19 protein-coding genes are annotated in these 23512 nt (G+C 61.6%); 9 read left to right on the forward strand and 10 right to left on the reverse strand.

All coding sequences use genetic code 11. The features are described from left to right. Window positions 1-55: 55 nt before the first annotated feature. Window positions 56-670 (reverse strand): glutathione S-transferase N-terminal domain-containing protein, encoded by a 615-nt coding sequence (locus VPH40_RS16285; RefSeq protein WP_099666233.1) that lies wholly within the window; start codon window positions 668-670, stop codon window positions 56-58. 277 nt (window positions 671-947) lie between these two features. Here VPH40_RS16285 and purB point away from each other — a divergent pair, with 277 nt between their 5' ends. The 6 genes from purB (at window position 948) to VPH40_RS16315 (ending at window position 7317) form a co-directional block, all read left to right on the forward strand. After that, on the forward strand, window positions 948-2327 hold the full coding sequence (gene purB, locus VPH40_RS16290) for an adenylosuccinate lyase (protein ID WP_099666232.1): 1380 nt from the start codon (window positions 948-950) through the stop codon (window positions 2325-2327). A 186-nt stretch (window positions 2328-2513) separates the two neighbouring features. Further along, window positions 2514-3038 carry a cytochrome b gene (locus VPH40_RS16295; protein WP_046684510.1) on the forward strand — a complete coding sequence of 175 codons (525 nt, stop codon included), beginning with the start codon at window positions 2514-2516 and terminating at the stop codon, window positions 3036-3038. A 103-nt stretch (window positions 3039-3141) separates the two neighbouring features. Continuing rightward, entirely contained in the window at window positions 3142-3696 is a 555-nt protein-coding gene (locus VPH40_RS16300) for a YceI family protein (RefSeq protein ID WP_034778891.1), read from the forward strand. Between the two features lie 142 nt (window positions 3697-3838). Continuing rightward, complete coding sequence (locus VPH40_RS16305) at window positions 3839-4414, forward strand: YceI family protein (RefSeq protein ID WP_328573951.1); 576 nt, start codon at window positions 3839-3841, stop codon at window positions 4412-4414. 173 nt (window positions 4415-4587) lie between these two features. Beyond that, window positions 4588-4857, forward strand: a complete 270-nt coding sequence (locus tag VPH40_RS16310; protein WP_071075198.1) for a GlsB/YeaQ/YmgE family stress response membrane protein — start codon at window positions 4588-4590, stop codon at window positions 4855-4857. Between the two features lie 306 nt (window positions 4858-5163). Continuing rightward, window positions 5164-7317, forward strand: a complete 2154-nt coding sequence (locus tag VPH40_RS16315) for a S46 family peptidase (protein ID WP_099666231.1) — start codon at window positions 5164-5166, stop codon at window positions 7315-7317. Window positions 7318-7386: 69 nt separating this feature from the next. On the opposite strand, the gene VPH40_RS16320 is transcribed toward VPH40_RS16315, so the two are convergent. Further along, a complete protein-coding gene (locus VPH40_RS16320; protein ID WP_328573952.1) occupies window positions 7387-7968 on the reverse strand; it encodes a hypothetical protein in 582 nt (193 codons plus the stop codon). Between the two features lie 148 nt (window positions 7969-8116). On the opposite strand from VPH40_RS16320, the gene VPH40_RS16325 reads away from it, so the two are divergent. Together VPH40_RS16325 and VPH40_RS16330 are read left to right on the forward strand one after the other, a co-directional pair. Beyond that, window positions 8117-9805, forward strand: a complete 1689-nt coding sequence (locus VPH40_RS16325; protein WP_289900610.1) for a M14 family zinc carboxypeptidase — start codon at window positions 8117-8119, stop codon at window positions 9803-9805. A 90-nt stretch (window positions 9806-9895) separates the two neighbouring features. Further along, window positions 9896-12046, forward strand: a complete 2151-nt coding sequence (locus VPH40_RS16330) for an FUSC family protein (protein WP_328573953.1) — start codon at window positions 9896-9898, stop codon at window positions 12044-12046. Between the two features lie 11 nt (window positions 12047-12057). On the opposite strand, the gene VPH40_RS16335 is transcribed toward VPH40_RS16330, so the two are convergent. The 6 genes from VPH40_RS16335 to VPH40_RS16360 all read right to left on the reverse strand — a co-directional run bounded on the left by VPH40_RS16335 (window position 12058) and on the right by VPH40_RS16360 (window position 21084). Next, on the reverse strand, window positions 12058-14007 hold the full coding sequence (locus tag VPH40_RS16335; RefSeq protein WP_328573954.1) for a S9 family peptidase: 1950 nt from the start codon (window positions 14005-14007) through the stop codon (window positions 12058-12060). A 67-nt stretch (window positions 14008-14074) separates the two neighbouring features. Then, window positions 14075-15547: an amino acid permease gene (locus VPH40_RS16340; protein WP_099666227.1), complete on the reverse strand. Its 1473-nt coding sequence runs from the start codon at window positions 15545-15547 to the stop codon at window positions 14075-14077. 419 nt (window positions 15548-15966) lie between these two features. Beyond that, a complete protein-coding gene (locus VPH40_RS16345; RefSeq protein WP_099666226.1) occupies window positions 15967-17397 on the reverse strand; it encodes an amino acid permease in 1431 nt (476 codons plus the stop codon). A 116-nt stretch (window positions 17398-17513) separates the two neighbouring features. After that, window positions 17514-17972 carry a RidA family protein gene (locus tag VPH40_RS16350; protein WP_076571881.1) on the reverse strand — a complete coding sequence of 153 codons (459 nt, stop codon included), beginning with the start codon at window positions 17970-17972 and terminating at the stop codon, window positions 17514-17516. A 254-nt stretch (window positions 17973-18226) separates the two neighbouring features. Beyond that, the gene (locus VPH40_RS16355) at window positions 18227-19810 is read right to left on the reverse strand and encodes an ATP-binding cassette domain-containing protein (protein WP_328573955.1); all 1584 of its coding nucleotides are present in this window, start codon (window positions 19808-19810) and stop codon (window positions 18227-18229) included. 161 nt (window positions 19811-19971) lie between these two features. Continuing rightward, window positions 19972-21084 carry an NADH:flavin oxidoreductase/NADH oxidase gene (locus tag VPH40_RS16360; RefSeq protein WP_305054224.1) on the reverse strand — a complete coding sequence of 371 codons (1113 nt, stop codon included), beginning with the start codon at window positions 21082-21084 and terminating at the stop codon, window positions 19972-19974. A gap of 163 nt (window positions 21085-21247) precedes the next feature. Between VPH40_RS16360 and VPH40_RS16365 the strand changes: the two genes are divergently transcribed. Next, complete coding sequence (locus VPH40_RS16365) at window positions 21248-21820, forward strand: glycine zipper 2TM domain-containing protein (RefSeq protein ID WP_328573956.1); 573 nt, start codon at window positions 21248-21250, stop codon at window positions 21818-21820. On the opposite strand, the gene VPH40_RS16370 is transcribed toward VPH40_RS16365, so the two are convergent. Together VPH40_RS16370 and VPH40_RS16375 are read right to left on the reverse strand one after the other, a co-directional pair. After that, window positions 21817-22326 (reverse strand): DUF1993 domain-containing protein, encoded by a 510-nt coding sequence (locus VPH40_RS16370; protein ID WP_328573957.1) that lies wholly within the window; start codon window positions 22324-22326, stop codon window positions 21817-21819. The two genes, VPH40_RS16365 and VPH40_RS16370, sit on opposite strands and share 4 nt — an antisense overlap. Before the next feature lie 109 nt (window positions 22327-22435). After that, entirely contained in the window at window positions 22436-23416 is a 981-nt protein-coding gene (locus VPH40_RS16375) for a DUF2167 domain-containing protein (protein WP_099666222.1), read from the reverse strand. Window positions 23417-23512 lie beyond the last annotated feature (96 nt).

Genomic DNA, 23512 nt, shown 5'->3' on the forward strand with positions numbered 1-23512 from the left:
TTTCTTCGAGGCAGATAAAAAAACCGGCAATCGCCGGTTTTTTTACGTCCGCGCCTTATTGCGGCACGGTGTCCTTGAACGATGGCCGCTCGGACAGTTTGTCGAACAGGCGGGCCAGCGCGGGGTGATCGGCGCGCCAGTCGATTTCCGGGAAGCGGAAGCTGAGCCAGCCCAGGGTGCAGCCCACGGCCACGTCGGCCAGGGTGTAGTTCTTGCCGGCGCAATATGCGCTCTCGCCCAGGCGCGCTTCCAGCGCCGCCAGGCCCAGGGTGACTTTGTCCAGCTGGCGCGCGATCCAGGCCGCGCTTTGCTGCTCGGGCGGGCGCTGCGTGCGCTCCAGGCGCACCAGCACACCCGCGTCGAGAATGCCGTCGGCCAGCGCTTCCCAGTTCTTGATATCGGCCCGCTCGCGGCCATTGCCGCCGGCCGGCAGCAGCTTGCACACGGGCGTGAGCGTGTCGAGGTATTCGACGATGACTTTCGAATCGATCAAGGTGCTGCCATCCTCCATCACCAGGCAGGGCACCTTGCCCAGGGGATTGGCCTGGGCGATGCGGGTTTCCGGCACCCACACGTTTTCCAGCTCGAAGACATAGTCGAGCTTTTTTTCCGCCAGCACGATGCGGGCTTTGCGGACATACGGGCTGGCGAGGGAGCCGATCAGTTTCATAGGTACTTTAAGGTAAGGGAGCAGCAAGCAGTATAGCATCGGCGGCAGCGCTGTTTGGCAGCACGCGCCCGGCGGCCCGGCGGGTGTGGCAGGCACGCCGCATCGGCGCCGGATTCGGTCCAAAAGCGGCGTGCCGGCGGCCAACGGACGGCTGGCCAGCGGCCAGCGGTGGTAAAATCGCCCTTTACTGTGGCGCCGTCAGTGTTGCTGTATTGCAATAGCCCTGCCCTCCCCGCGCGCCACACGCCAACCGTTTCTTTAACTTGCGTCCGCTCTCATGACTTCTACTACTCCGTATTCCACGCTGTCGGCCCTGTCTCCGCTCGATGGCCGCTACGCCAGCAAGACCGATCTGCTGCGCCCGATCCTGTCCGAAGCCGGTTTCATGCACCACCGCGTGAAAGTGGAAATCTCCTGGCTGCAAGCGCTGTCGCAAGCCGGTTTCGCTGAAATCAAGCCTTTTTCGGCAGAAGCGAGCGCCCTGCTCGACAAGATGGCAGCCGACTTCTCGGAAGCCGACGCGGCCCGCATCAAGGCCATCGAAGCGGTCACCAACCATGACGTCAAGGCCGTCGAGTACTGGCTGAAGGAACAAGTGGCAGACGTGCCGGAACTGGTGGCGGCGTCGGAATTCATCCATTTCGCCTGCACCTCGGAAGACATCAACAACACTTCGCACGGCATGATGCTGAAAGCGGCCCGCGATGGCGTGATGCTGCCGGCCCTGCAAAGCTTGGTGACCAGGCTGACGCAAATCGCGCACGACAATGCGGACGTGCCGATGCTGTCGCGCACGCACGGCCAGACGGCCAGCCCGACCACCCTGGGCAAGGAATTTGCCAACGTCGTGGCCCGCCTGCAGCGCGCCGTAAAACGCATCGAGCAAGTGGAAATCCTCGGCAAGATGAATGGCGCCGTCGGCAACTACAACGCCCACCTGTCGGCCTACCCCGGCTTCGACTGGCCGGCATTCTCGCAGGCCGTCATCGAACAGCGCCTGGGCCTGGTCTTCAACCCGTACACCATCCAGATCGAGCCGCACGACTACATGGCCGAGCTGTTCGACGCCTTCGCGCGCGCCAACACGATCTTGCTCGACCTGAACCGCGACATCTGGACGTACGTGTCGCTGGGCTACTTCAAGCAAAAACTGAAAGCGGGTGAAATCGGTTCCTCGACCATGCCGCACAAGGTCAACCCGATCGACTTCGAAAACTCGGAAGGCAACCTGGGCCTGGCCAACGCCGTGCTGAAACACCTGTCGGAAAAACTGCCCGTCTCGCGCATGCAGCGCGACCTGACCGATTCGACCGTGCTGCGCAACATCGGCGTGGGCCTCGGCTACACCCTGCTGGCCTATGACAGCTGCCTGCGCGGCTTGAACAAGCTGGAAGTGAACCATGCGCGCCTGGCGCAAGACCTGGACGCGACGTGGGAAGTGCTGGCCGAGCCCGTGCAAACCGTGATGCGCCGCTATGGCATCGAAAACCCGTACGAGCAGCTGAAAGAGCTGACGCGCGGCAAGGGCATCTCGAAAGAAGCGCTGCAAACCTTCGTCAATGGCCTGGCCATTCCGCAGGATGCCAAGGACGTGCTCCTGACCATGACGCCGGCTAACTACATCGGTATCGCCGCGCAATTGGCCAAAGCCATCTAAGCAGTTTCCACATGGGGATCTTCACGATCCCACTCCCACGGGGCGGCCAGCACACAAATGCTGCCCGCCCCGCGGTTTTTCCGGCAATCTTTCTTGTAGAATCTGCAGCACGCAGCGCAATTTGCTTTTCTTTGGTATATTAGGCCGAATTAGTCCTAACACGTACTACTTTCAAGAAAGCCGTCGATGCAACGCTACACCACCACCGCCATCATCCTGCACTGGCTGACCGCCCTGCTGATCATCAGCGCCTTCGTCATGGGCCTGGTCATGGTCGATATTCCCGGCCTGACGCCCACCAAGCTCAAATATTTCTCGTGGCATAAGTGGCTGGGCGTGACCGTGCTGGCCATCGCCGCCATCCGCCTGTTGTGGCGCAAGGCCAACGTGCCGCCGCCGCACCCTGCCAGCATGGTGGCCTGGCAAAAGAAGGCGGCCGACGCCATGCACGTGCTGCTGTACATCCTGATCTTCGCCGTGCCCGTCTCCGGCTACCTGTACACCCTGGCCGCCGGCGTGCCCGTGGTCTACCTGGGCCTGTTCCAGCTGCCCGTCATCATGGCGCCGAACCCGGAACTTAAGCCGCTTTTAAAAGAGATTCATTATGTTCTGAACATGACGATGGCTGCCGCCGTGGCCGCCCATGTGCTGGCGGCGCTGAAGCACCAGTTCATCGACCGCGATGGCGTGCTGAAACGCATGCTGCCATAAGAACGTCGAACCAAACCTGCTGCGCGTCGCGATTTGCGGTTTTGTCCGGCGTTCCAAGCCCTTCTTAATCTGCTTTGCTCACTGAAACTCCAGGAAAAATAAGATGAAAACCACCCAACGCATCGTCCTCGCTTCCCTGCTGGGCCTGTCCGTGGCCGCCACCGCCGCCACCCTGCTGAAAGTCGATCCAGCCAAGACCAGCGTGTCGGCCGTGTTCAAGCAAATGAACGTGCCCGTGGAAGCGAAGTTCAAGAAATTCAATATCGCCATCGATTACAACCCGGCCACGCCGGACGCGTCGAAAGCATCGGTGGAAATCGAGACGGCCAGCATCGATATCGGCGACCCGGAATACAACAAGGAAGTGGCCAAGAAAGAATGGTTTAACGCGGCCCAGTTCCCGAAAGCCACCTTCGTCTCGAGCAGCATCAAGGCCGCCGGCGCGGGCAAGCTGACGGTCAGCGGCAAGCTGAGCATCAAAGGCAAGACCACCGACGTGACCTTCCCCCTGACGGTGAAAGCCGACGGCGGCAAATATGCGTTCGACGGCGCCCTGCCGATCAAGCGCCTGACCTACAACATCGGCGAAGGCGAGTGGAAAGACACGAGCATGGTTGCCGACGAGGTCACCATCAAGTTCCACGTCGCCGCGCAGTAACACCTGAGAAAACGTCCATGGCTGCGTTGCTCTTGCCTCGTCGTACTATTCGTACTGCCTTCGGCAAGGCGCCTTGCCCTGAACGTTTTTCAACCGCTACTGATTAAAATCACACCACCAACCGATTCTTTTTAGGATATTGATGAAACTTAAGCACTTGATGATCGCCGTGCTGGCAGCCGCCGGCGCGGGTTCGGCCATGGCCGCTACCGACACCTACAACCTCGACCCGACGCACACGTTCCCCAGCTTCGAAGCCGATCACATGGGCATGTCCGTGTGGCGTGGCAAGTTCAACAAGACCAAGGGGACGGTCACCCTGGACCGCGCCGCCAAGGCGGGCAGCCTGGACCTCGTCATCGATGCCGATTCGATCGACTTCGGCCTGGACGCCATGAACACGCACGCGAAGAAAGCGGACATGTTCAACGTCGAGAAATTCCCTGAAATCACCTACAAGAGCAAGTCGCTCAAGTTCGACGGCGAGCAGCTGGTGGAAGTCGATGGCGAACTGACCCTGCTGGGCGTGACCAAGCCCGTCAAGTTGAACGTGAGCAAGTTCAAGTGCATCATGCACCCGCGCTACAAGCGTGAAGTGTGCGGCGCCGATGCGACGGCAGAATTCAAGCGCAGCGACTTTGGCTTGAACTATGGCATGCCGGCGTTCTCGCCGGAAGTCAAGCTGGCCATTCAGGTGGAAGCCATCAAGGCCGATTAAACACTGCCTTGTCGCATGACAAGCCCGCCTCGCTGCCCGCAGCCAGGCGGGCTTTTGCATGCGCCATGCGAATCCGCTGGACTTTTCTATCGTGCGGCATCAGTATCAATTTGCCATGACGTGCAGGCCGCACCGCTCTGGCACAACCACTCATCCATCGCGCGGAGGATTACATGAATTTCATTATCTGGATCGTTATTGGCGGTGTCATCGGCTGGCTGGCCAGCATGGTCATGAAAACGGATGCGCAACAGGGCATCTTCCTCAATATCGTCGTCGGTATCGTCGGCGCCTTCCTGGGCGGCTGGCTGCTGGCGCCCCTGTTCGGCACGGGTACCATCAACAGCGACAATTTCAGCCTGTCTTCGCTGCTCGTCTCGTTCCTGGGCGCCGTGATCCTGCTGGGCATCGTGAATCTTTTGCGCCGCGGCAAAATACGCTAAGCAGACCAAAAGCAGCACATCCGCAAGTGGCCGGGCCGCGCAGGCGCCTGGCCATTTTTATTGCTGCCAGGACAATTGTATGGACAATACCACAGCCGCGGCACGGGAAAATGCCAGCTGGCAGCCGCTTTCTGCCCCTGCAATGTCGAAAATAGTGCCATTTAAACAAGCAACTACAAACATGCCGCCGGGAAAATGTGATTGACTAGTGCGAGTTCGGTGCGGATACTCTAGGTCGCCCGCTGAGAAAAAACACTGGGTACACGTTGGTTCCGACTTCCCTTCATGTAAAAGACTAGAACTCGAATGAAAAAATCTTTAATCGCGCTCGCTATCCTGAGCAACTTCGCACACGCCGACGAAGGCATGTGGATGCCCCAACAGCTGCCACAAGTAGCCAAGGAACTGAAAGCGGCCGGACTGAAACTCGATCCGACCACCCTGACCAAACTGACCGAGTTCCCGATGGGCGCCATCGTCAGCCTGGGCGGTTGCTCGGCCTCGTTCGTCTCGCCGCAAGGCCTGGTTGCCACCAACCACCATTGCGTCTACAACAGCGTGGCGGTCAATTCGACCAAAGAGCGCGATTTGCTGGCCAACGGGTTCCTGGCCAAGACGTTCGCTGAAGAATTGCCGGCCGCCCCAGGCAGCCGCATCTTCGTCACCTCCGCCGTGACCAATGTCAGCGACAAGATCATCACCGCCGACGTGGCCAAGCTGCAAGGCAAGGCACGCATCGACGCGATCGAGAAAAACCAGAAGAAACTGGTCGCCGAATGCGAAAAAGAAGCCGGTTTCCGCTGCACCGTGTCGAGCTACTACGGCGGCCTGGAGTTCTACCTGATCAAGCAACTGGAAATCCGCGACGTGCGCCTGGTGCACGCGCCTCCGGCCGGCGTGGGCAAGTTCGGCGGCGACACCGACAACTGGATGTGGCCACGCCACACGGGCGACTACGGTTTCTACCGCGCCTACGTCAGCAAAGACGGCAAAGCTGCCGACTTCAGCAAGGACAACGTGCCGTACCAGCCAAAACACGTGCTGAAACTGGCCAAGGATGGCTTGAAAGAAGGCGATTTCGTGATGGCGCTGGGCTACCCTGGCCGCACCAACCGTCACCGCCTGCCATCGGAAGTGGCGTTCACGTTTGACTGGAACTACCCGGCCTTCGTGAAAGCGTCGGGCGAAACCCTGGCCATCATCGCGCGCGAAACCAAGGACAACAAGGATGTTGCCCTGAAATACGCGGGCCAGGTGGCTGGCGTGAACAATTACTACAAGAACCGCCAAGGCATGCTCGATTCGTACGCGGGCAGCGACTTCCTGGCACGCAAGACGGCAGAACATGAAGCCCTGAAAACCTGGGTCAACGCGAATGCTGCCCGCAAGGCGGAATTTGCCGGCGACATCGAGCAAGTGGAAAAGCTGATCGCCGAGCGCGATGCCGACACCAAGCGCGATTTCTTCCTGGGCTACGCACAGCCACGCCTGCTGAACACGGCACGCAGCCTGTACCGCCTGTCCAACGAAAGCACCAAGGCCGACACGGAACGCAAGTCCGGCTACCAGTCGCGCGACTTGCCACGCCTGGAAGCGGGCATCACCTCGGTCGAACGCACCTACGATGAAAAAGTCGACAAGGCGCTGGTACTGAACAGCCTGGCCAAATACGCCGCGCAACCGGCAGCACAGCGCCGCGCCAGCTTTGACGCCGCCATCGGCATCAAGGACGGCATGTCGCCAGCCGACCTGTCCGCCGCCCTGGACAAACTGTATGCAGGCAGCAAGCTGGCCGACAAGGCCGAGCGCGCAGCATGGCTGAAACGCACGCCAGCCGAATTCCAGGCCAGCAAGGACAGCTTCATCCAGGCAGCCGTCGCCATGTATCCGGATTCGCTGAAAAACGAAGCAGAAGACGAAGAACTGGCAGGCAAGATCCAGCAAGCCTACGCCAACTACATGAAAGCAAAAATTGCCTTCATGAAGAGCAAAGGCCAAGCCGTCTATCCTGACGCCAACAGCACCCTGCGCGTCACCTTCGGCCGCGTTGCCGGCCGTGACCATGGCGCCGACGGCACCACCTGGACCGCGTTCACCACCGTCAATGGCGTCGTGGCCAAAGCCACGGGCCAGGGCGAGTTCAATGCACCGGCAAATCAACTGGCCGCGATCAAAGCCAAGGACTTCGGTAAATTCGTCGATCCGAAGCTGAAAACCGTGCCGGTCGACTACCTGGCGACCCTGGACATCACCGGCGGCAATTCCGGTTCGGCTGCGCTGAACTCGAAAGGCGAATTCATCGGCCTGGCCTTCGACGGCACCTTGGACTCGATCATTTCCGATTGGGACTACAACAAGGCCAACACCCGTTCGATCCAGGTCGACCTGCGCTACATGCTGTGGAACATGAAACACATCGACCACGCAGACAACCTGCTGAAAGAAATGGGCGCTGAATAACAAAAAGCAATAACCCGGCAACGGGCGCTTTAGCCTGAGCCACTCCTGCGGGAGTGGCTTTTTTTTCGCCTAACGTTTGTTCACTTTCGCAAAACGGTAAGGCACGGCTTGCTCTGCGCCAAACACTTGCGCGCTGCCACTTCCCAGCGGCAACATGACCCGCCGGCCATCCTGCAGCAGCAAGGCCAGGTCGGCGCCGGGAAAGCGCTGCGCCAGCAACGGATAGGCTTGCCGTTCGATGGGGGCGGCGGGAATCACGATGCGGTAGTCGCTCTCGCCAAAGTCCAGCAGCAGCGCGGGAAGCGCTTCAAGCCCCGGCAGCGCCGTGATGCGCAGGCGCGCGCTTCCCTTGACGAGCTCGAAGGCCGACCACAGGGGCAAGGTGCGCTGCATGGCGCCGATCTGCAGCAGCGGCGCATGGCGCGCATCCGCCGACGTCAGCACGATGTCAGGCCGCTCTTCCGGCACGGCGCCATCGATGGCCAGCAGCCAGCCCCGGTAGCGTATCAACGCGCCCTGCGCGACGGCCGTGACGGATCCGCCCTGCGCCACCGGTTCCTTGCCCGCAGGCAAGCGCAATGGCGCCGCCTGCACCGCCAGGCCTATCCCCCACACCAGCGCCGCCAGCGCTGCCATCGCCGCCTTGCCCATGCCGCCTCCCCTTGCGCGTGAAACGTATTCATAACACAAGTACGGCAACCAGCCCCTGCGGCGCCTCAAGGCAAGAGCCGGTGCTACAATTGGCCCCTAGCGGGCGTACTTACCCAGCGCGCCTTCCCCCTCCCAGACTCAGACCGCTATGCCACCAGACTTGCGCACGACCTACGAACTCGGTAACCACAACCAGACCACGACCTGGCTGGAATGCATCACCTTCTATCAAGATCTTGCCGCACGCTATCCGCAGGTGCTGCACTTCGAACAGATCGGCCTGTCCGACTCGGGCGTGCCCATCCACGCTGGCGTCGTCAGCGCGGACGGCGTGTTTGACCGCGAGCAAATCAAGCGCGCAGGCCGCACCGTGTTCTTCAACAATAACGGCATCCACCCGGGCGAACCGGAAGGCATCGACGCCTGCATGGCCATCGTGCGCGACCTCTGCACGCAGCCGGAACGCCTGGCGGCGCTGGGCAGCACGGTATTGCTGTTCATTCCGATCTACAACGTCGATGGCAGCCTGAACCGCGCCAACACGTCGCGGGTGAACCAGGATGGCCCGGAGCAATTCGGTTTCCGCGGCAACAGCCGCCACCTGGACTTGAACCGCGATTTCATCAAGTGCGACAGCCTGAACGCGCAAGTGTTCAACCGCCTGCTGGCCAGCTGGGACCCGGACGTGATGGTCGACACGCACACGTCGAACGGCGCCGACTATCCGTACACGATGACCCTGATCCACACGCAGACGGATAAGCTGGGCAATGGCCTCGGTCCCTTCCTGCAAGACACCATGCTGCCGCACATCTTTGCGCAGATGGAACAAGCCGGCTGGCCCACCTGCCCGTACGTGAACCCCGTCAAGGATAGCCCCGACCACGGCATCGCCGAATTCCTCGAAGTGCCCCGTTTCTCGACGGGCTTTGCGGCCTTGCATCACGTCATCGGTTTCATGCCGGAAACGCACATGTTGAAACCGTTTGCCGACCGCTACGCTTCCATGCGCGCCCTGCTCGACATCACCATGGCGTTCACGGTCAAACATGGCGAACAGATCAAGCAGCTGCGCGCGCAAGCGAAGGCGGCCGGACGCACGCAAGCCGCATGGCCGATCCACTGGACCATGAATGAAGAACAGCCGTCGACCTTCCCCTTCAAGGGCTATGCGGCGCAATACACGCCGAGTCTGCTGGGCGACTACCAGCGCCTGTCCTACGACCGCTCGCAGCCGTGGGAACGCGATATCAAGTATTACAACCGCTTCGATGCGGACGTCACCGTGGCCGCGCCGAAAGCCTATATCGTGCCGCAAGCGTGGCGTGAAGTCATCGAACGGCTGCGCTGGAACGGCGTCGAAATGCACCGCATCACCACCGAACAGACGCTAACGGCGCGCTACTACCATATCACCGACGTCGGCACGCGGGCCACGGCCTACGAAGGCCACATGTTCCACGACAATGTGGAACTCGAAGCGCGCACGGGCCAGTTCACCGTGCAGGCAGGCGATTATGTCGTCAGCCTGGACCAGGACAACGCCCGCTACGCCGTGGAAACCCTGGAGCCGCAGGCGCACGACAGCTTCTTCCGCTGGGGTTTCTTCAACAGCGTGCTGGAGAAGAAAGAAGCGTTTTCCGATTACGTGTTCGAAGACATGGCATCCGAGCTGCTGCGCGACGAGCCGGCGCTGGCCGCCAAGTTTGCTGAGTGGAAAGCAGCGAATCCCGCCCTGCTGAGCAATCAGGAAGCCGTGCTGAATTTCATCTTTGCACACTGCCAGCGCTTTGCCGAGCCAGAATGGCGTAGATATCCCGTAATTGCCCTGATGTAAATCAAGGCTGTAGCGACTGCAACATCCTGGCGCCGCATCGGAGACCCCGGTGCGGCGCCTCTTTCTGTGCCCTGCCCACAAGGTAATCCCATGCACTACGCACTGAACCTGCGCACCTTTATTTACAGCCATTATTTTTACCTGGGCTTGCGCGTGGCCATCGGTCTCGTCGGCCTGGCCTTGCTGACCCAGGAAATCAGCGACAGCGCCACCGCCATGACGGTGTGCATCGGCGCCCTGTGCACGACCCTGATGGACATGCCCAGCCCGCTGCGCCACAAGTTCAATGAAATGCTCGCTTCTGTGCTGCTGTGCAGTGCCGTCACCTTGCTGATCAGCTTGTGCGGCCCCGTGCAGTGGCTGTTGATGACGGTGCTCGTGCTCGTGAGTTTCCTCGCCAGCATGATGGTGGTGTACGGCAAGAAATCCATGCCCTTGCAGCTGGCCGCCCTGTTCATCATGACCATGTCGATGGAGCACCAGATGACGTGGCAGCAATCGTTCCACCATGCGGGCCTGTTCATGCTCGGCGGCCTCATCTATCTGGCGTACGCCATGGCCATCGCCTGGGTCTTGCGCCACCGCATCAAGCAGCAAGTGCTGGCCGAAGCCCTGTTCGAACTGGCCGCCTACATCGACATCAAGGCCGATTTCTACGACACGCGTTTTAACCTGACGGAACAGTTCAACAAACTTGTGCGCCATCAAAGCATCCTGGCCGACCGCCAGCAGGCATCGCGCGACTTGATTTTGCGCAGCCACAAGAACAGCAAGGATGCTATCGTCGTGCAGGTGCACGTGTGCATGCTGGATCTGTATGAACTGATACTCTCCACGCACACGGATTACGCGCTGCTGCGCCAGCACCTGGCGGACTCCGACGTGCTGAAATCCTTGCACGACCTGGCCTACAAAGCGGCGCGCGACATCGAAGCCGTGGCCTACGCCGTCACGCGCAAGCGCGCCTCGTATGCGCAGATCAGTTACGACAAGGAATGGGCCGATATCGAAGAGGAAATTGCCCGCCTGCATGTAAAAGGCGATGCTGCGCAAGAAGCGCTGGCCACCCTGCGCGCGCAGCGCAACAAGATCCGCGCCATTCTGAAAATGATCGCGGAATTGCACCTGGCCAGCCAGAAAGTGTATGACAACGTGCCGTTCTGGAGCGGCGCGGACATGGCGCCGTTCCTGTCGCAGCAGAAATACGAACTGAAAACCCTGCTGTCGAACCTGCGCCTGGACTCGCCCGTGTTCCGCTTCGCCCTGCGCGTCTCGATGGCCATCTCGGTGGGATTGCTGATCGGACACTGGCTGCCATATGCGGCGCACAGCTACTGGATCGTATTGACCATCGTCATCATCCTGCGCCCCACGTTCAGCATGACGCGCCAGCGCCGCGCCGACCGCATCATCGGCACCATCATCGGCTGCATCATCACGGCCATCGTGATCCGCTTCGTGCACAGCAATATCGTACTGATGGCCATCCTGTTCCTCTCCATCGTGGCCACGCCCACCTTCATCTATTTGCGCTACCGCTACACGGCCATCGCCGTGAGCCTGATGATTCTGCTGCAAATGCACCTGGTGGCGCCCAGCAACCCGAACCTCGTCAGCGAGCGCCTGATCGACACCCTGATCGGCGCGGCAGTGGCGACCGTGTTCAGCTTCGTGCTGGCCAATTGGGAATACCAGAGCCTGCCACGGCTGGTGCGCCAGGTGCTGAATGTGAATGTGAGCTATATGCAGGCCAGCTTCGCGCTGCTGCAGGGGAAATGTTTCGATGACTTCGCCTACCGCATCGAGCGCAAGCGATTGATGGACAGCCTGGCCGCACTCAGCTCGGCGCTGGTGCGCATGCTCGATGAACCGGCCAGCAAGCAGCGGGCAGTGGAAGACATCAACCTGTTCATCGTGCAAAATTACTTGCTGGTCGCCCACGTGGCGGCGCTGCGCTCGATCCTCGGGCGCCACGCCAGCCAGCTACCCGTCGCGCCCGTCAACGCCCTGCTTGGCCACAGCCATACGCAAGTGTGTCTGACCCTGTCGCGCGCACTGGAACAGCTCGATAACAAGGCCGCCATCAGCGCCCCGCTGGCCGCGCCTGCCGCACCGCCCGTCAGCGACGTGACCTGGTCGGGCTGGCCGCTGGTGCAGCGCCGCATCCGCTTGTTACAGGCAGATGCGGACAAGATCGTGATACATAGCGCGGCGATCGTGCATATTGTAGCGCCGCGCTAAGCCGGCGCAACTTACTTCAGATACTGCTCAAACCAGCCGATGGTGCGCTTCTGCAAGTCGCGCTGATGCTCGGGCTTGCGGAAGGAATGGCCTTCGCCATCGTAGATGAACAGGCTGGACGGCACGCCCATGGCGCGCAAGCCGTGCCAGAATTCCAGCGACTGGGCAGCCGGCGTTTCCACGTCGCGCTCGCCCACGTAGATCAGGGTCGGCGTCTTGGCCGCCTTGATCGATTCGATGGGCGAAGCCTTGCGGTAGACGGCGGGATTGTCATACGCGGAGGCGCCAAAGAACGGGATCATCCACTGGTTGATGCCGTTCTGGCCGTAATAGCTGATCCAGTTCGACACGCCCGCGCCCGCCACGGCCGCCTTGAAGCGGTCGCTGTGCGTGACGCCCCACATGGTCATGAAGCCGCCATACGAATGGCCGATCAGGCCCAGGCGGTCCCCGTCGATGGGCGCCACTTTTTGCGCGGCATCAATGCCGGCCAGGATGTCGCGCCAGTCGCCGCCGCCGAAGTCGGCCATGTTCGCGCGCGTAAAGGCCTGGCCCTGGCCAAAGCTGCCGCGCGGATTGGGCAGGAAGACGAAATAACCCTTTTGCGTCAATTCATGGATCAGGGTACTCGCTCCCACGTAACGGGGCGAGGCGGCGGCGCCCGGGCCGCCATGCACGTTGACGACCATCGGGTAGCGCTTGCCTGCATCCGCCTTCAACGGCCCCAGCAGCCAGCCTTGCACCTTGTATTGCTCGTTGTTCCAGCCCACGTTCTGCACCGTCAGTTGCGGCGCAAAACCGTCATTGTCGCGCGTAATCTTTTTCAACTGCCCCACCGGTCCCGCCACCAGGTAGCTGGCGTGCGTGAAATCTTCCTGGGCGGCAGCGGCGTGACGGCCATCGGCGCTGAACGACAGGCGGCCATCGCTGCCGCTGCTGCTGAGCTCACCGAGCAGCACAGGCCGGGCCGGGCCGCTTTGCGCATCGACGGGCACCAGCGCCAGCTGCGAATCGATCAGGGCCGTTGCCAGCAAGCCGGCGCCGCGCCAGACGACGCCATTGAAGGTGCCGCGATAGTCTGGCGTGAGATTGCGCGGCGTGCCGCCGGCCAGCGGTACGGTGTAGATATCGCCGCCGATGGAGCCGAAATCGCTCATCAGGCCGCCGATGAAGACCACCGTCTTGCCATCCGGTGAAACCGAAGGCAGGTTCAGCTGCATGGCCGGCGACGCGATCACGCGCAAGGCGCCCGTGGCTGCATCAATATGGCTGAGCTTGGCGACCCACCAGTTGCTGTCGCCATTGCCTTGCGCGCTGGTGGCGACAAAGCCGCGGCCATCGGGCGTCCAGCTGTATTCATATACATAGGTGTCGCCGGGCGACAGCAGACGCGGCTCGCCGCCGCTGACCGGCACGACGGCGATGCGCTGGGCATCGTCTTCGCTGCCCACTTCGCCCACCTGGCGCGCACCCGCTTCCACGGCGCCGGCCAGCTTGCGCGCGCCCACCGTCGCGAGCAGGGCCAGCTGCTTGCCATCCGGCGACCAGCGCGCCGTACTGGCCACACCTTTGATGCTCGTCAATATCTGGGCTTGCGCCTGTGTCATCGTGGCAAGGTACAGCTGCGCCGTGCCCGCCTTGGCGTCGTAGCCGACAAAAGCCAGCTGCCGGCCATCGGGCGACCAGCTGGGCTTGTCGTAGGAACACACGGCGCACGGATCGAATTGCTGCACGATGGCGCCGTTGGCGGCGTCGCGCACGACGATGACCGCGTGCGGACGCTGCGGCTGTTCGCCCGCCCTGCTCGATTCGATGGCGGCGATGCGCTGGCCATTGGCCGACAGGGCGACGGCACGGTAATCGCGCAAGGCCGGCTCGGTGGCAGGAGCGGCCTGTGCCAGGGTGCCCAGAAGGCTGCTTGCCAGCAAGCCGCAAGCGGCCAGATCAGTTATTTTCATCATGTAAATTCCGGTTAGAAATAAAAAAAACCGCCGGCAAGCGCGGCGGTTTCGGATAGAACAGACTGCATTAGCGGGCCTTCTTGCCCAGATGCGAATGCCGCATGCTGTACAGGAAATAAATGGCTACCGTCACCGCCATCCACACACTGAACACGACAAACGTCGTATGCGGCAAATCGCGCATGATGTACAGGCAAGCGAGCACGCTGAGGCCAGGAATCACATATGGCCCGAACGGCACGCTGAAGCCTTCGATGCGGTTCGCGCCCTGCTTGTGGCGCAGCACGGGCACGGCGATCGACACCACCATGAAGGCTGTCAAGGTACCGATGCTGACCATGTCCCACAGGTACGTGGCATCGACGGAACCAGCCACCACGGCCACCACCAGGCAAACGATGATGGTATTGCTGACCGGCACCAGGGTGCGCGGGTGGATCTTCTGGAACGACTTCGGGATCAGACCGTCGCGGCTGACGGCAAACAGGATGCGCGTCTGGCCGTAGATCGTCACCAGGGTCACGCTGAAGACGGAAATGACGGCGCCGGCCGACAGCACCAGCGCGGGCCAGGTCTTGCCCGTGACGTTTTGCAGGATCACCGCCAGGCCCGCTTCCTGGCCTTCGAACAATTTCGCCTGTTGCGCGCCGAGGGCGGCCACGGCCACCAGCAAATAAAACACGGTGACGATGAGCAAGGCGCCGAGAATGCCGCGCGGCACATTGCGCGTAGGATTTTTCACTTCATCCCCCGCCGTCGCCACCGTATCGAGGCCGATGAAGGAGAAGAAGACGGTGCCGGCCGCGGCTGTGACGCCCGTCATGCCGGCAAAGCCCTTGCTGTTGTCGGCATTGAAGAAGGGGAAGAAATTGTCGGCATTGAAGCCGGAAAACGCGATAACGATGAAAAACACGAGGATCGCCAGCTTGATGATGACCATGATGGCGTTCATCAGGGCCGATTCCTTGGCGCCGCGCAGCAGCAAAAAGCCGCACATGCAGATCAGGAAGATGGGCGGCAAGTTGATGTGGCCGGCATGAAACTCCATGCCATGCGGGCCGGAAACGATCATCGGCGTGCGCAGCATCTCGGGAATGTGCCAGCCGAAGGCATTTTCCAGGAAATTATTCAGGTAGGACGACCAGCCGATGGCCACGGCACTGCCCGCCAAGCCGTATTCAAGCAGCAGACAGGCGGCCATGATGAAGGCAAGAAACTCGCCCACGGTGGCGTAGGCAAACGAATACGAGGAGCCGGAGGCGGGAATGCGGAACGACAGCTCCGCATAGCACAGGGCCGTCAGGCCGGCCGTAATGGCGGCGATCAGGAAAGACAGGACGACCGAAGGGCCCGCCTTGGGGACGGCTTCGACCATGGTAAAGAAAATGCCCGTGCCGATGGTGGCGCCGACGCCGATCATGGTGAGGGAAAACAGGCCGATGGACCGGCTCAAGCCGCTGCTGCTGAGGCCTTCACCATATTCGACCGTGGTATCGATCGGCTTGGTGCGGCAAAGTTTCTGGACCAGGGTTTGGCTCACTAGACTTCCTTTATGAGGCATGCACTTGAACACCTGCCAAAACCTACTGCGCGTCGTGATTTGCGGCCTGCGATGCTCACTGTGCATTCGCACAGCTGCGCTTCTTAGCCACAACTTACATCCGCTCGCTACGGTTTTGTCAGGTGTCGTTCGAAACATGACGGGTAAAAACACTTAAAAACGGCGCCCCGGCCCTACCTGGCAAAAAACCGGAAAGATCGCGTCCATTTTCAAAACTAAGCGATTATAGGGCTTTCATCGGTTCAGCTAAACAGAACTTTGATGCAAGGAAACAACGCCAGGCGTGCGCCATCAAACGCGCACTGGCGCTAGTGCTGCATGGAATGGCCAATATGAAAGAAAAAGCGCGCCGCTGCAAGTGCAGGGGCGCGCTTTTGATTCAGCTCAACTAGGCTGGATTACTTCTTGCCGTGCGGCACATCGGCCGGCGGCCAGCCCGCTTCGTAGCCTTGCGGCACGTCGTCGCGGCGGTCTTTCGGCGCCAGGCCCAGCGCGTAGTACAGCACCGTCAGCAGGATCAGCCAGGCCGGCCCCACCATCAGGGCGATGCGCGTATCGGGGAAATACGCCATCAGGCCGATCACCAGCGCCAGGAAAGCCAGCGAAATCCAGGAACCGTAGGGCGCGAACGGCATGCGGAAGGCCAGGTTCTTGATTTCCAGCGGCGTCAAGGTCTTGCGGAACTGGATTTGCGTGACGAGGATCACGCCCCAGGTCCAGACGGCGCCGAAGGTAGAAATCGAGGTGACCCAGATAAACACTTTTTCCGGCACCAGGTAGTTCAGCAGCACGCCCAGCAGCAGCGCGAAGACGGATACCAGGATGGCGCGGCGCGGCACGCCGCTGGCCGTCGTTTCCGCAAACGCCTTCGGCGCCTGGCCTTGCAGCGCCAGGTTGTACAGCATGCGGCCCGTGCTGAAGATACCGCCATTGCACGACGACAAGGCTGCCGTCAGCACGACGAAGTTGATGATGCCGGCGGCCGTCTTGATGCCCAGGCGTTCGAACGTCATGACGAAGGGGCTGCCGGTGGTGCCGATTTCATTCCATGGGTAAATCGACAGGATGACGAACAGTGCGCCGACATAGAAAATCAGGATGCGCCAGAACACGGAATTGATGGCGTCGGGAATCGATTTCTTCGGGTTCGCCGCTTCGCCGGCCGTCAGGCCGATCATTTCCACGCCCAGGTAGGCAAACATCACCATCTGCAGCGACATCAGCACACCCTGCGCGCCATTCGGGAAGAAGCCGCCGTGCGTCCACAGGTTGGAAATGCCGATGGCCACGCCGCCATTGCCGAAACCGAAGATGATCATGCCCGTGCCGCCGACGATCATCAGGATGATGGTGACCACCTTGATCAGGGCAAACCAGAATTCGAATTCGCCGTAGGCTTTCACGGCCAGCAAGTTGATCGCACCCATGGAGCCGAGGGCCGCCAGGGCCCAGATCCAGCGCGGCACGTCGGGGAACCAGATGCCCATGTAGATGGCGACGGCGGTAATTTCCGCCACGCACGTGACCAGCCACAGGAACCAGTAGTTCCAGCCCGTCAGATAGCCTTGCAGGGGACCCAGGTAATCCTGGGCATAGCGGCTGAAGGAACCAGCCACGGGATTGTGCACGGCCATTTCGCCCAGCGCGCGCATGATCATGAAGATGACCGCGCCACCGATGATGTACGACAGCATGATGCCGGGACCGGCCATCTTGATCGCATTGCCGGAACCCAAAAACAGGCCCACGCCAATCGCGGCGCCCAGCGCCATCAGGCGAATCTGCCGCTCGCCCAGGCCGCGGTGCAAGCCTTGTTCACTCGTTTTCATTACGTGTCTCCGTTTTTTTCTTGAATACACCGATCCCTCCACCCCAATGGCGGTTCCGCTCTTGCTGGAAAGGAGGAAAAGGCGAGCCGGCGGCAAGCGCCGGCATGCTCAGCTGATCAGGCCAGTTCGGCGATCAGTTCGATCTCGACGCAAGCGCCCAGCGGGATTTGCGCCACGCCGAAGGCGGAGCGGGCGTGCTTGCCGCTGTCGCCGAAGACTTCGACGAACAGTTCCGAGGCGCCATTGGTCACCAGGTGCTGTTCCGTGAATTCGGAAGTGGAATTGACCAGGCTCATGACCTTGACGATGCGCTTGACCTTGCTCAAGTCGCCGCCGCATGCGTCTTGCAAGGTGGCGATCAGTTCGATGGCGATGCCGCGCGCAGCGATCTTGCCTTCTTCCGTGGTGACGTCCTTGCCCAATTGACCCACCCAGACCTTGCCATCCTTCTTGGCCAGGTGGCCGGACAGGAAGACGGTGTTGCCCGTGCGGGCATGCATCACGTAGGCGGCAGCTGGGGCGGCAACGACTGGCAATTCGATGTTGAGGGCTTTGAGTTTTTCGTAAAACGACATGCTATTTCTCCAAGAAAACAATATAAGCGAAACCAAAATTCATGCACGGCAGGGCACGGAGGATGACGCCCTGGCAGCGCGGCAGTGACCGACAACAGTGCCAGATTAAACGTCATCATATTGGTGAACCAGCAGTTTTAGTTCACAAATAGGCCAGGTTATTCAGTGGATTATACCGACAATCAAACAAAATTCAGCATCGGTTCATGAAGCATGCTCTCCAGGCATCGAGCGTGTATTTTTTCATTCAATTGTCACTTGTGCAATGTCAAGCCCTCCGGGTCAAGGTTTATCGCCTGCAGAAATGCCTGGTCGTGCGAAACCACAAGTAACGCCCCCTGATATTGCAGCAGCATCTGCTCGAGCGCCTGCAGGCTGGCCAAGTCCAGATGATTGTCGGGTTCATCTAACAGCAGCAATTGCGGCGGGGTCTGCGCATACAGTTCGGCCGCCAGCGCCACCTTCATGCGCTCGCCCCCGCTCAGCAAACGGCTGGGCATGGTGGCGCGCGCGCCGGCAATGCCCAGCAGCGCCAGCCGCGTGCGCAACTCGCCTTCCGGCACAATGCTGTTGCGTTCCTGCAAGCGTTGCACGGCGCTCCACTCGCCGTCTTGCAGCCCAGCATGCTGGTCCAGCCACGCCACCTGCGCATGGCAGCGCAGCGCGCCGCTGGCGGGCGCCAGCTGTCCCACGATCACGCGCAGCAGGGTCGACTTGCCGCTGCCATTGTCTCCCGTCACGGCCAGGCGGCGCGGGCCGCTCAGCACCAGGTTGATGGCGTGCGCCTGGCCATGCGGCAAGACCAATTCGCGCAGCTCCAGGATCAGTTTCCCGTTCGGCACGCCACTCTCGGGCGCCAGCAGCAGCCGTTCGGCCTCGGGCGCGCAGCGGGCGCTGGCGTCCATCACCCTTTGCTGGCGCGCCTGCTGCGCCTCTTGCGCGCGCACACGCAGCCTGCCCTGGCTATCCTGGCTTTTCTCCTTTTTCGCGTCCAGCAGCAGCTTGCTTTGATTGCCTTCGCGGCCCTCGCGCTCACCGCGCGTCACCCGTTTCTGCTGGCGTTCTGCCTGTTGCTGCGCCTCGCGCTGTTCGCGCCTGGCGCCGGCCTTTTCCGCCTGCAGGGCGGCGGCGTAGCCAGCCTGTTCCAGCGCGCGCTGCTGCGCAAACATGGCGTAATTGCCGCCATAGCTGCGCAAGCCCTGCGGCGACAGCTCGACAATTTCATCGACGTGCTGCAGCAAGCCGCGGTCATGGCTGATCAGCAGCAAGCCGCCTGGCCAGCGCGCCATCTGCGCCACCAGGCGGGCACGTTGATGGACATCAAGGTGGTTGCTCGGCTCATCGAGGACCAGCCAGTCCGCCTGCGACAGCCAGGCCCCTTGCAGGGCGATGCGCTGGCGCTCGCCACCGCTCAGGCCAGCCGTCGGCGTGTCGGCATCGATATGAGATAAATCAAGCGCGTCGAGCGCCTGGCGCAAGCGCGCATGGGCATCCCAGCGGTCTCCCACCAGGGTGTAGTCGGCCTCGTCGATGCTGCCTTCGGCGATGCGCGCCAGCGCCGCCAGCAAGCTGCTCACGCCAGCGAGGGCCGCCACGGTGGGATAGCGCTGCGGATCGAGTTCCTGTGCCACGTAATGCACGGCGCCGTCACAACGCACGGCGCCAGAAGACGGCTGCGCCTGGCATGCCAGCAGGCGCGCCAGCACGCTCTTGCCCACACCGTTATCGCCGACGAGGCCGATACGTTGCGGGGCAAACGCGAATTGCAAATCGGAAAACAGGGTGCGGCCATCGGGCAGCACGAAGGAAAGACGGTCGAGTTGTAGTAATGCGGGCATGGATACTCCTTGTACGTGCAGACAGGGCTGGCGAACCCGCGCGGCGCAAAGGCGCTGTGGCGGGAAGGGCGAGGCCGTGCACAGCACGGCAGTATCAATGGCGCATGTCGAAGTGTCCTGGAGAAATGGGGAAGAAGCGTCAGTGTAGCAGAGCAAGCCTGTTAGCGCTGCCCCAGGGTCGTGTCGCCGAACAGGTGCTTGAATTCGCGCGGCTGCGAGCGCCAGTACTGCGGTGGCGCCTGCACCTGCGCGCCCAGCTGGGCCGCAGCATGCCAGGGCCAGCGCGGGTCGAACAGGATGGCGCGCGCCAGCGCCACCATGTCGGATTGACCTTGCGCAACGATGTCTTCCGCCTGCTGCGCTTCCGTGATCAAGCCCACGCTGATGGTGGGCAAGCCGCTGTCGCGCTTGATGCGTTCGGCAAACGCCACCTGGTAGCCGGGACTCACGGGAATTTGCTGCTGCGGCGAAATGCCACCGCTGGAGACGTGGATGAAGTCGGCGCCCAGCTGCTTGAGTTCCTGCGCGAAGCGCACGCTTTGTTCTATTTCCCAACCCCCATCGACCCAGTCGGTGGCGGAAAGGCGCACGCCCACGGCCACGCTGTCGGGCACGGCGGCGCGCACGGCTTCATACACTTCCAGCGGAAAACGCATGCGGTTTTCCAGGCTGCCGCCATACACGTCGGTACGGTGATTGGACAGGGGCGAGAGGAACTGGTGCAGCAGATAACCGTGCGCCGCATGCAGTTCGATGCCTTCGATGCCGAGCGCATGCACGCGCTGGGCAGCCGCCACAAACGCGCCCTTGATCTGCAACAAACCCATCTCATCGAGGGCGATGGGCACGGTTTCACCGGGAGAGTGGGCAATGGCGGATGGCGCCACCGTTTGCCAGCCGCCTTCGGCCAGGTGCACGCAGGCACCGCCCTGCCAGGGCGCGCGGCTCGACGCCTTGCGTCCCGCGTGGCCCAGCTGCACCACCAGTGGAATCGGCGCGTGGCGGCGGATCGCCTGCACCACGTTGGCCAGCGCCGCCTGGTTCGCGTCCGACCACAGGCCCAGGTCTTCGGCCGAGATGCGTCCCTCGGGCGAGACGGCCGTCGCTTCCGTCATCAGCAAGCCCGCCCCGGACAGGGCCAGGTGGCCCAGGTGGATCATGTGCCAGTCGGTGGCGTTGCCGTTGTCGGCCGAGTACTGGCACATGGGTGCGATGGCGATACGGTTGGCCACGAGCAGCGGCCCCAGTGCATATGGCGTGAATAACTGGCTCATGGCGGACTCCGGAGAAGGGAATGCACCGATTCTACTGTGCTTTGGAAAGCGCGGCTTACACCTGCTTACGTTTGATACAGCGCAAGGGCTAGCCTTGGGCCGACGCGACCGTTAATCTGGACACATCAACAACAGCGCAACACCTTGCCACCCAGGAGAACACATGAACACGACGACTACCGCCAGCCGCATCCACCCCTTGATGGCCGGCGCCGCCATTTCCGTGACCGTCCTGTGCCTGGTCGGCGCGGCGTCCATCGCCGGCATCCTGCCCAATTCGCGGGCGAACGTGCCTGCCACGCCAGCCATTCCTGCCGACGTGGCCGCCATGACGCCGGCCAGCGCCGCGGCCCTGGCAGCGCCCGTGACGGCCCCGCTCGCCGCGCCTGTCGTGGCGCAAGCCGCCCAGGCACCAGCCCCGGCTCCCGTCGTGCACAAGCGCGTCGTGCACCACACGCAAGTGGCGCAGGCGCGTCCTGCCTACAACGATAACAATGATGGCTACCGCGACACGGCTTACCGCGAACCCGTACGCCAGCCGCAGCCAGTGCCTGCACCGGCGCCAACACAACCGAACTACGTGGGCATCGGCACGGGCGCCGTCATCGGCGGCTTGATCGGCAATCAGGTCGGTGGTGGCCGCGGCAAGGCGCTGGCGACGGTGGCCGGCGTGATCGGCGGCGGCATGCTGGGCAATGCGGTGCAGAATCAGGTCCAACAGCAGCCACAGCGTTAATCGTACGGTCCCAGATAATCGAGCTTGCCCACGGCCACGCCATTGTTTCTGAGGATGGCGTGGACCATCGAGACGTGGAAATAAAAATTCGGCAAGGCAAAGCTGAGCAGGTAATTGTCGCCCGAGAATTTCTTGCCCTCGTCGGTCCAGTTCAGCACGACTTCCTTCTGCGCGCTGCCCGCCATCTGGCCCGCATTCACGCTGTCGATGTAGGCGATGGTGTTGGCGATACGTTCCTGCAGCTGCTCAAACGACGCTTCGTTATCCTCGAACTTCGGCGCCGGCACGCCGCTCAGGCGCTCGACCGACATCTTCGACGTATCGCTGGCGCGCTGCACCTGCGCCGTCAGATCCAGCATGTCGGGCGCCAGCTGCGCGCCCAATAGAATCTCGGGCACGATGCCATCTTCCTCCACATGGGCTTGCGCTTTTTCCAGCAGGGCCGAGACGACCCGCAAGCCGCGGATGAAGACGAGAATGGTTGCCTGATACATGGACACGGACATGGCGGACTCCTGAGAATGAACGATGAGCCAGTGTACCCGAGGCGCCGTCTTCCGGCAGCGCGCGCAACGCCACTCCTGTGCGCCAGCGCACCGAGCGGCCCAGTTGCTATTACTTGTCCAGGTTTACCTTGCCATCCGGCGCATGGCCGGGCTGTTCCGCCGCTTCCGGCTGCGGTACTGGCTGCGGCTGCGGCGCCTGCTTATCCTTGCGCTTGCCGCCGAAAAACTTGACGATGGCCGCACCGCCGCCCACCACGGCCAGGATCAGCACTTTCTTGAAGGCCAACAACAGCGCCAGCAGTTTGCCAAACAGGCCCAGCTTGCTGGCCACGCCGCCCGCCACCAGCGCCGCCAGGCCATATTCGGCTACCTTGTCCGTCTTGCTGTCGAAATCCGTGTAGCGGTTACCCTCGGTAAATTCCGTGAACGCCGTCACTTGCTGCATCTCTTTCTTGATCGCCTCGATCTGCTGCATGCTGGCGATCGCGTTCAGGTTCAGCACGCCTTCGCGGCCCAGCACGCGCACGTTGTAGTTGAGCGAGTGTTCGCCGCCATCGACCATCAAGTCCTTGGCCCAGTACAGCTTGTGCGTATCCTTGGCATAGCTGGGTTTTTCCGCCCAGCCCATCAAATGGATGCCGGGATAGCCCTGCTTCTTGCGCTCCGCATTGTTTTCCAGCACGGACGCCTGCATATCCTTGAGCAATTCGTCGTACTTGATGCTGTCCGCATCGTCATCCTTGATATGCCCTTCCTTTTCATACGTGACGATGACACCCCAGCTGTCGCGCTCGAGCACGCTGGTCTTGGCGGGCACGATCATGCCCAGCGATACCATGCCCGGTGGATTGCCCCAGGCATCGACCAGCACGCGCTCGGCGTCCGTCGGCGACAGATAACGGAAGTTGGCGGGCAAGTCCAGGGTGGCGATACCGCCCGGCAAGGTGATCTTGCCGCGCTGCAAGTGCAACTGGGCGAGGAATTGTTCGGCCGTCATTTCCGGCGCAGAAGCCTTCTCATCGGCAGGGGCGGCAGCCGTCAGGCCGGAGAGGGTCAGGCACAGCAGGGCTGTCAGCAGGCGTTTCAACATGAACGGTCCAATAAATTGCAAAAGGGAAAATATTTTAAACCAATTGATTGCTTAATGGATAATTATTTCTGTGCGGCATCTTTTTGGCAAAAAAAG

Source organism: Janthinobacterium sp. P210005 (genome assembly GCF_036231865.1).
Taxonomy (GTDB): Bacteria; Pseudomonadota; Gammaproteobacteria; order Burkholderiales; family Burkholderiaceae_D; genus Janthinobacterium; species Janthinobacterium kumbetense.

Bases quoted from the DNA above. Each gene is read 5' to 3' on its own strand.
- VPH40_RS16295 (WP_046684510.1), top strand. From the start codon at position 2,514: ATGCAACGCTACACCACCACCGCCATCATCCTGCACTGGCTGACCGCC.
- VPH40_RS16285 (WP_099666233.1), bottom strand. From the start codon at position 670: ATGAAACTGATCGGCTCCCTCGCCAGCCCGTATGTCCGCAAAGCCCGC.
- VPH40_RS16315 (WP_099666231.1), top strand. From the start codon at position 5,164: ATGAAAAAATCTTTAATCGCGCTCGCTATCCTGAGCAACTTCGCACAC.
- VPH40_RS16310 (WP_071075198.1), top strand. From the start codon at position 4,588: ATGAATTTCATTATCTGGATCGTTATTGGCGGTGTCATCGGCTGGCTG.
- VPH40_RS16360 (WP_305054224.1), bottom strand. From the start codon at position 21,084: ATGAGCCAGTTATTCACGCCATATGCACTGGGGCCGCTGCTCGTGGCC.
- VPH40_RS16355 (WP_328573955.1), bottom strand. From the start codon at position 19,810: ATGCCCGCATTACTACAACTCGACCGTCTTTCCTTCGTGCTGCCCGAT.
- VPH40_RS16335 (WP_328573954.1), bottom strand. From the start codon at position 14,007: ATGATGAAAATAACTGATCTGGCCGCTTGCGGCTTGCTGGCAAGCAGC.
- VPH40_RS16370 (WP_328573957.1), bottom strand. From the start codon at position 22,326: ATGTCCGTGTCCATGTATCAGGCAACCATTCTCGTCTTCATCCGCGGC.
- VPH40_RS16375 (WP_099666222.1), bottom strand. From the start codon at position 23,416: ATGTTGAAACGCCTGCTGACAGCCCTGCTGTGCCTGACCCTCTCCGGC.
- VPH40_RS16365 (WP_328573956.1), top strand. From the start codon at position 21,248: ATGAACACGACGACTACCGCCAGCCGCATCCACCCCTTGATGGCCGGC.
- VPH40_RS16330 (WP_328573953.1), top strand. From the start codon at position 9,896: ATGCACTACGCACTGAACCTGCGCACCTTTATTTACAGCCATTATTTT.
- VPH40_RS16300 (WP_034778891.1), top strand. From the start codon at position 3,142: ATGAAAACCACCCAACGCATCGTCCTCGCTTCCCTGCTGGGCCTGTCC.
- VPH40_RS16305 (WP_328573951.1), top strand. From the start codon at position 3,839: ATGAAACTTAAGCACTTGATGATCGCCGTGCTGGCAGCCGCCGGCGCG.
- VPH40_RS16345 (WP_099666226.1), bottom strand. From the start codon at position 17,397: ATGAAAACGAGTGAACAAGGCTTGCACCGCGGCCTGGGCGAGCGGCAG.
- VPH40_RS16320 (WP_328573952.1), bottom strand. From the start codon at position 7,968: ATGGGCAAGGCGGCGATGGCAGCGCTGGCGGCGCTGGTGTGGGGGATA.
- VPH40_RS16325 (WP_289900610.1), top strand. From the start codon at position 8,117: ATGCCACCAGACTTGCGCACGACCTACGAACTCGGTAACCACAACCAG.
- VPH40_RS16350 (WP_076571881.1), bottom strand. From the start codon at position 17,972: ATGTCGTTTTACGAAAAACTCAAAGCCCTCAACATCGAATTGCCAGTC.
- purB (WP_099666232.1), top strand. From the start codon at position 948: ATGACTTCTACTACTCCGTATTCCACGCTGTCGGCCCTGTCTCCGCTC.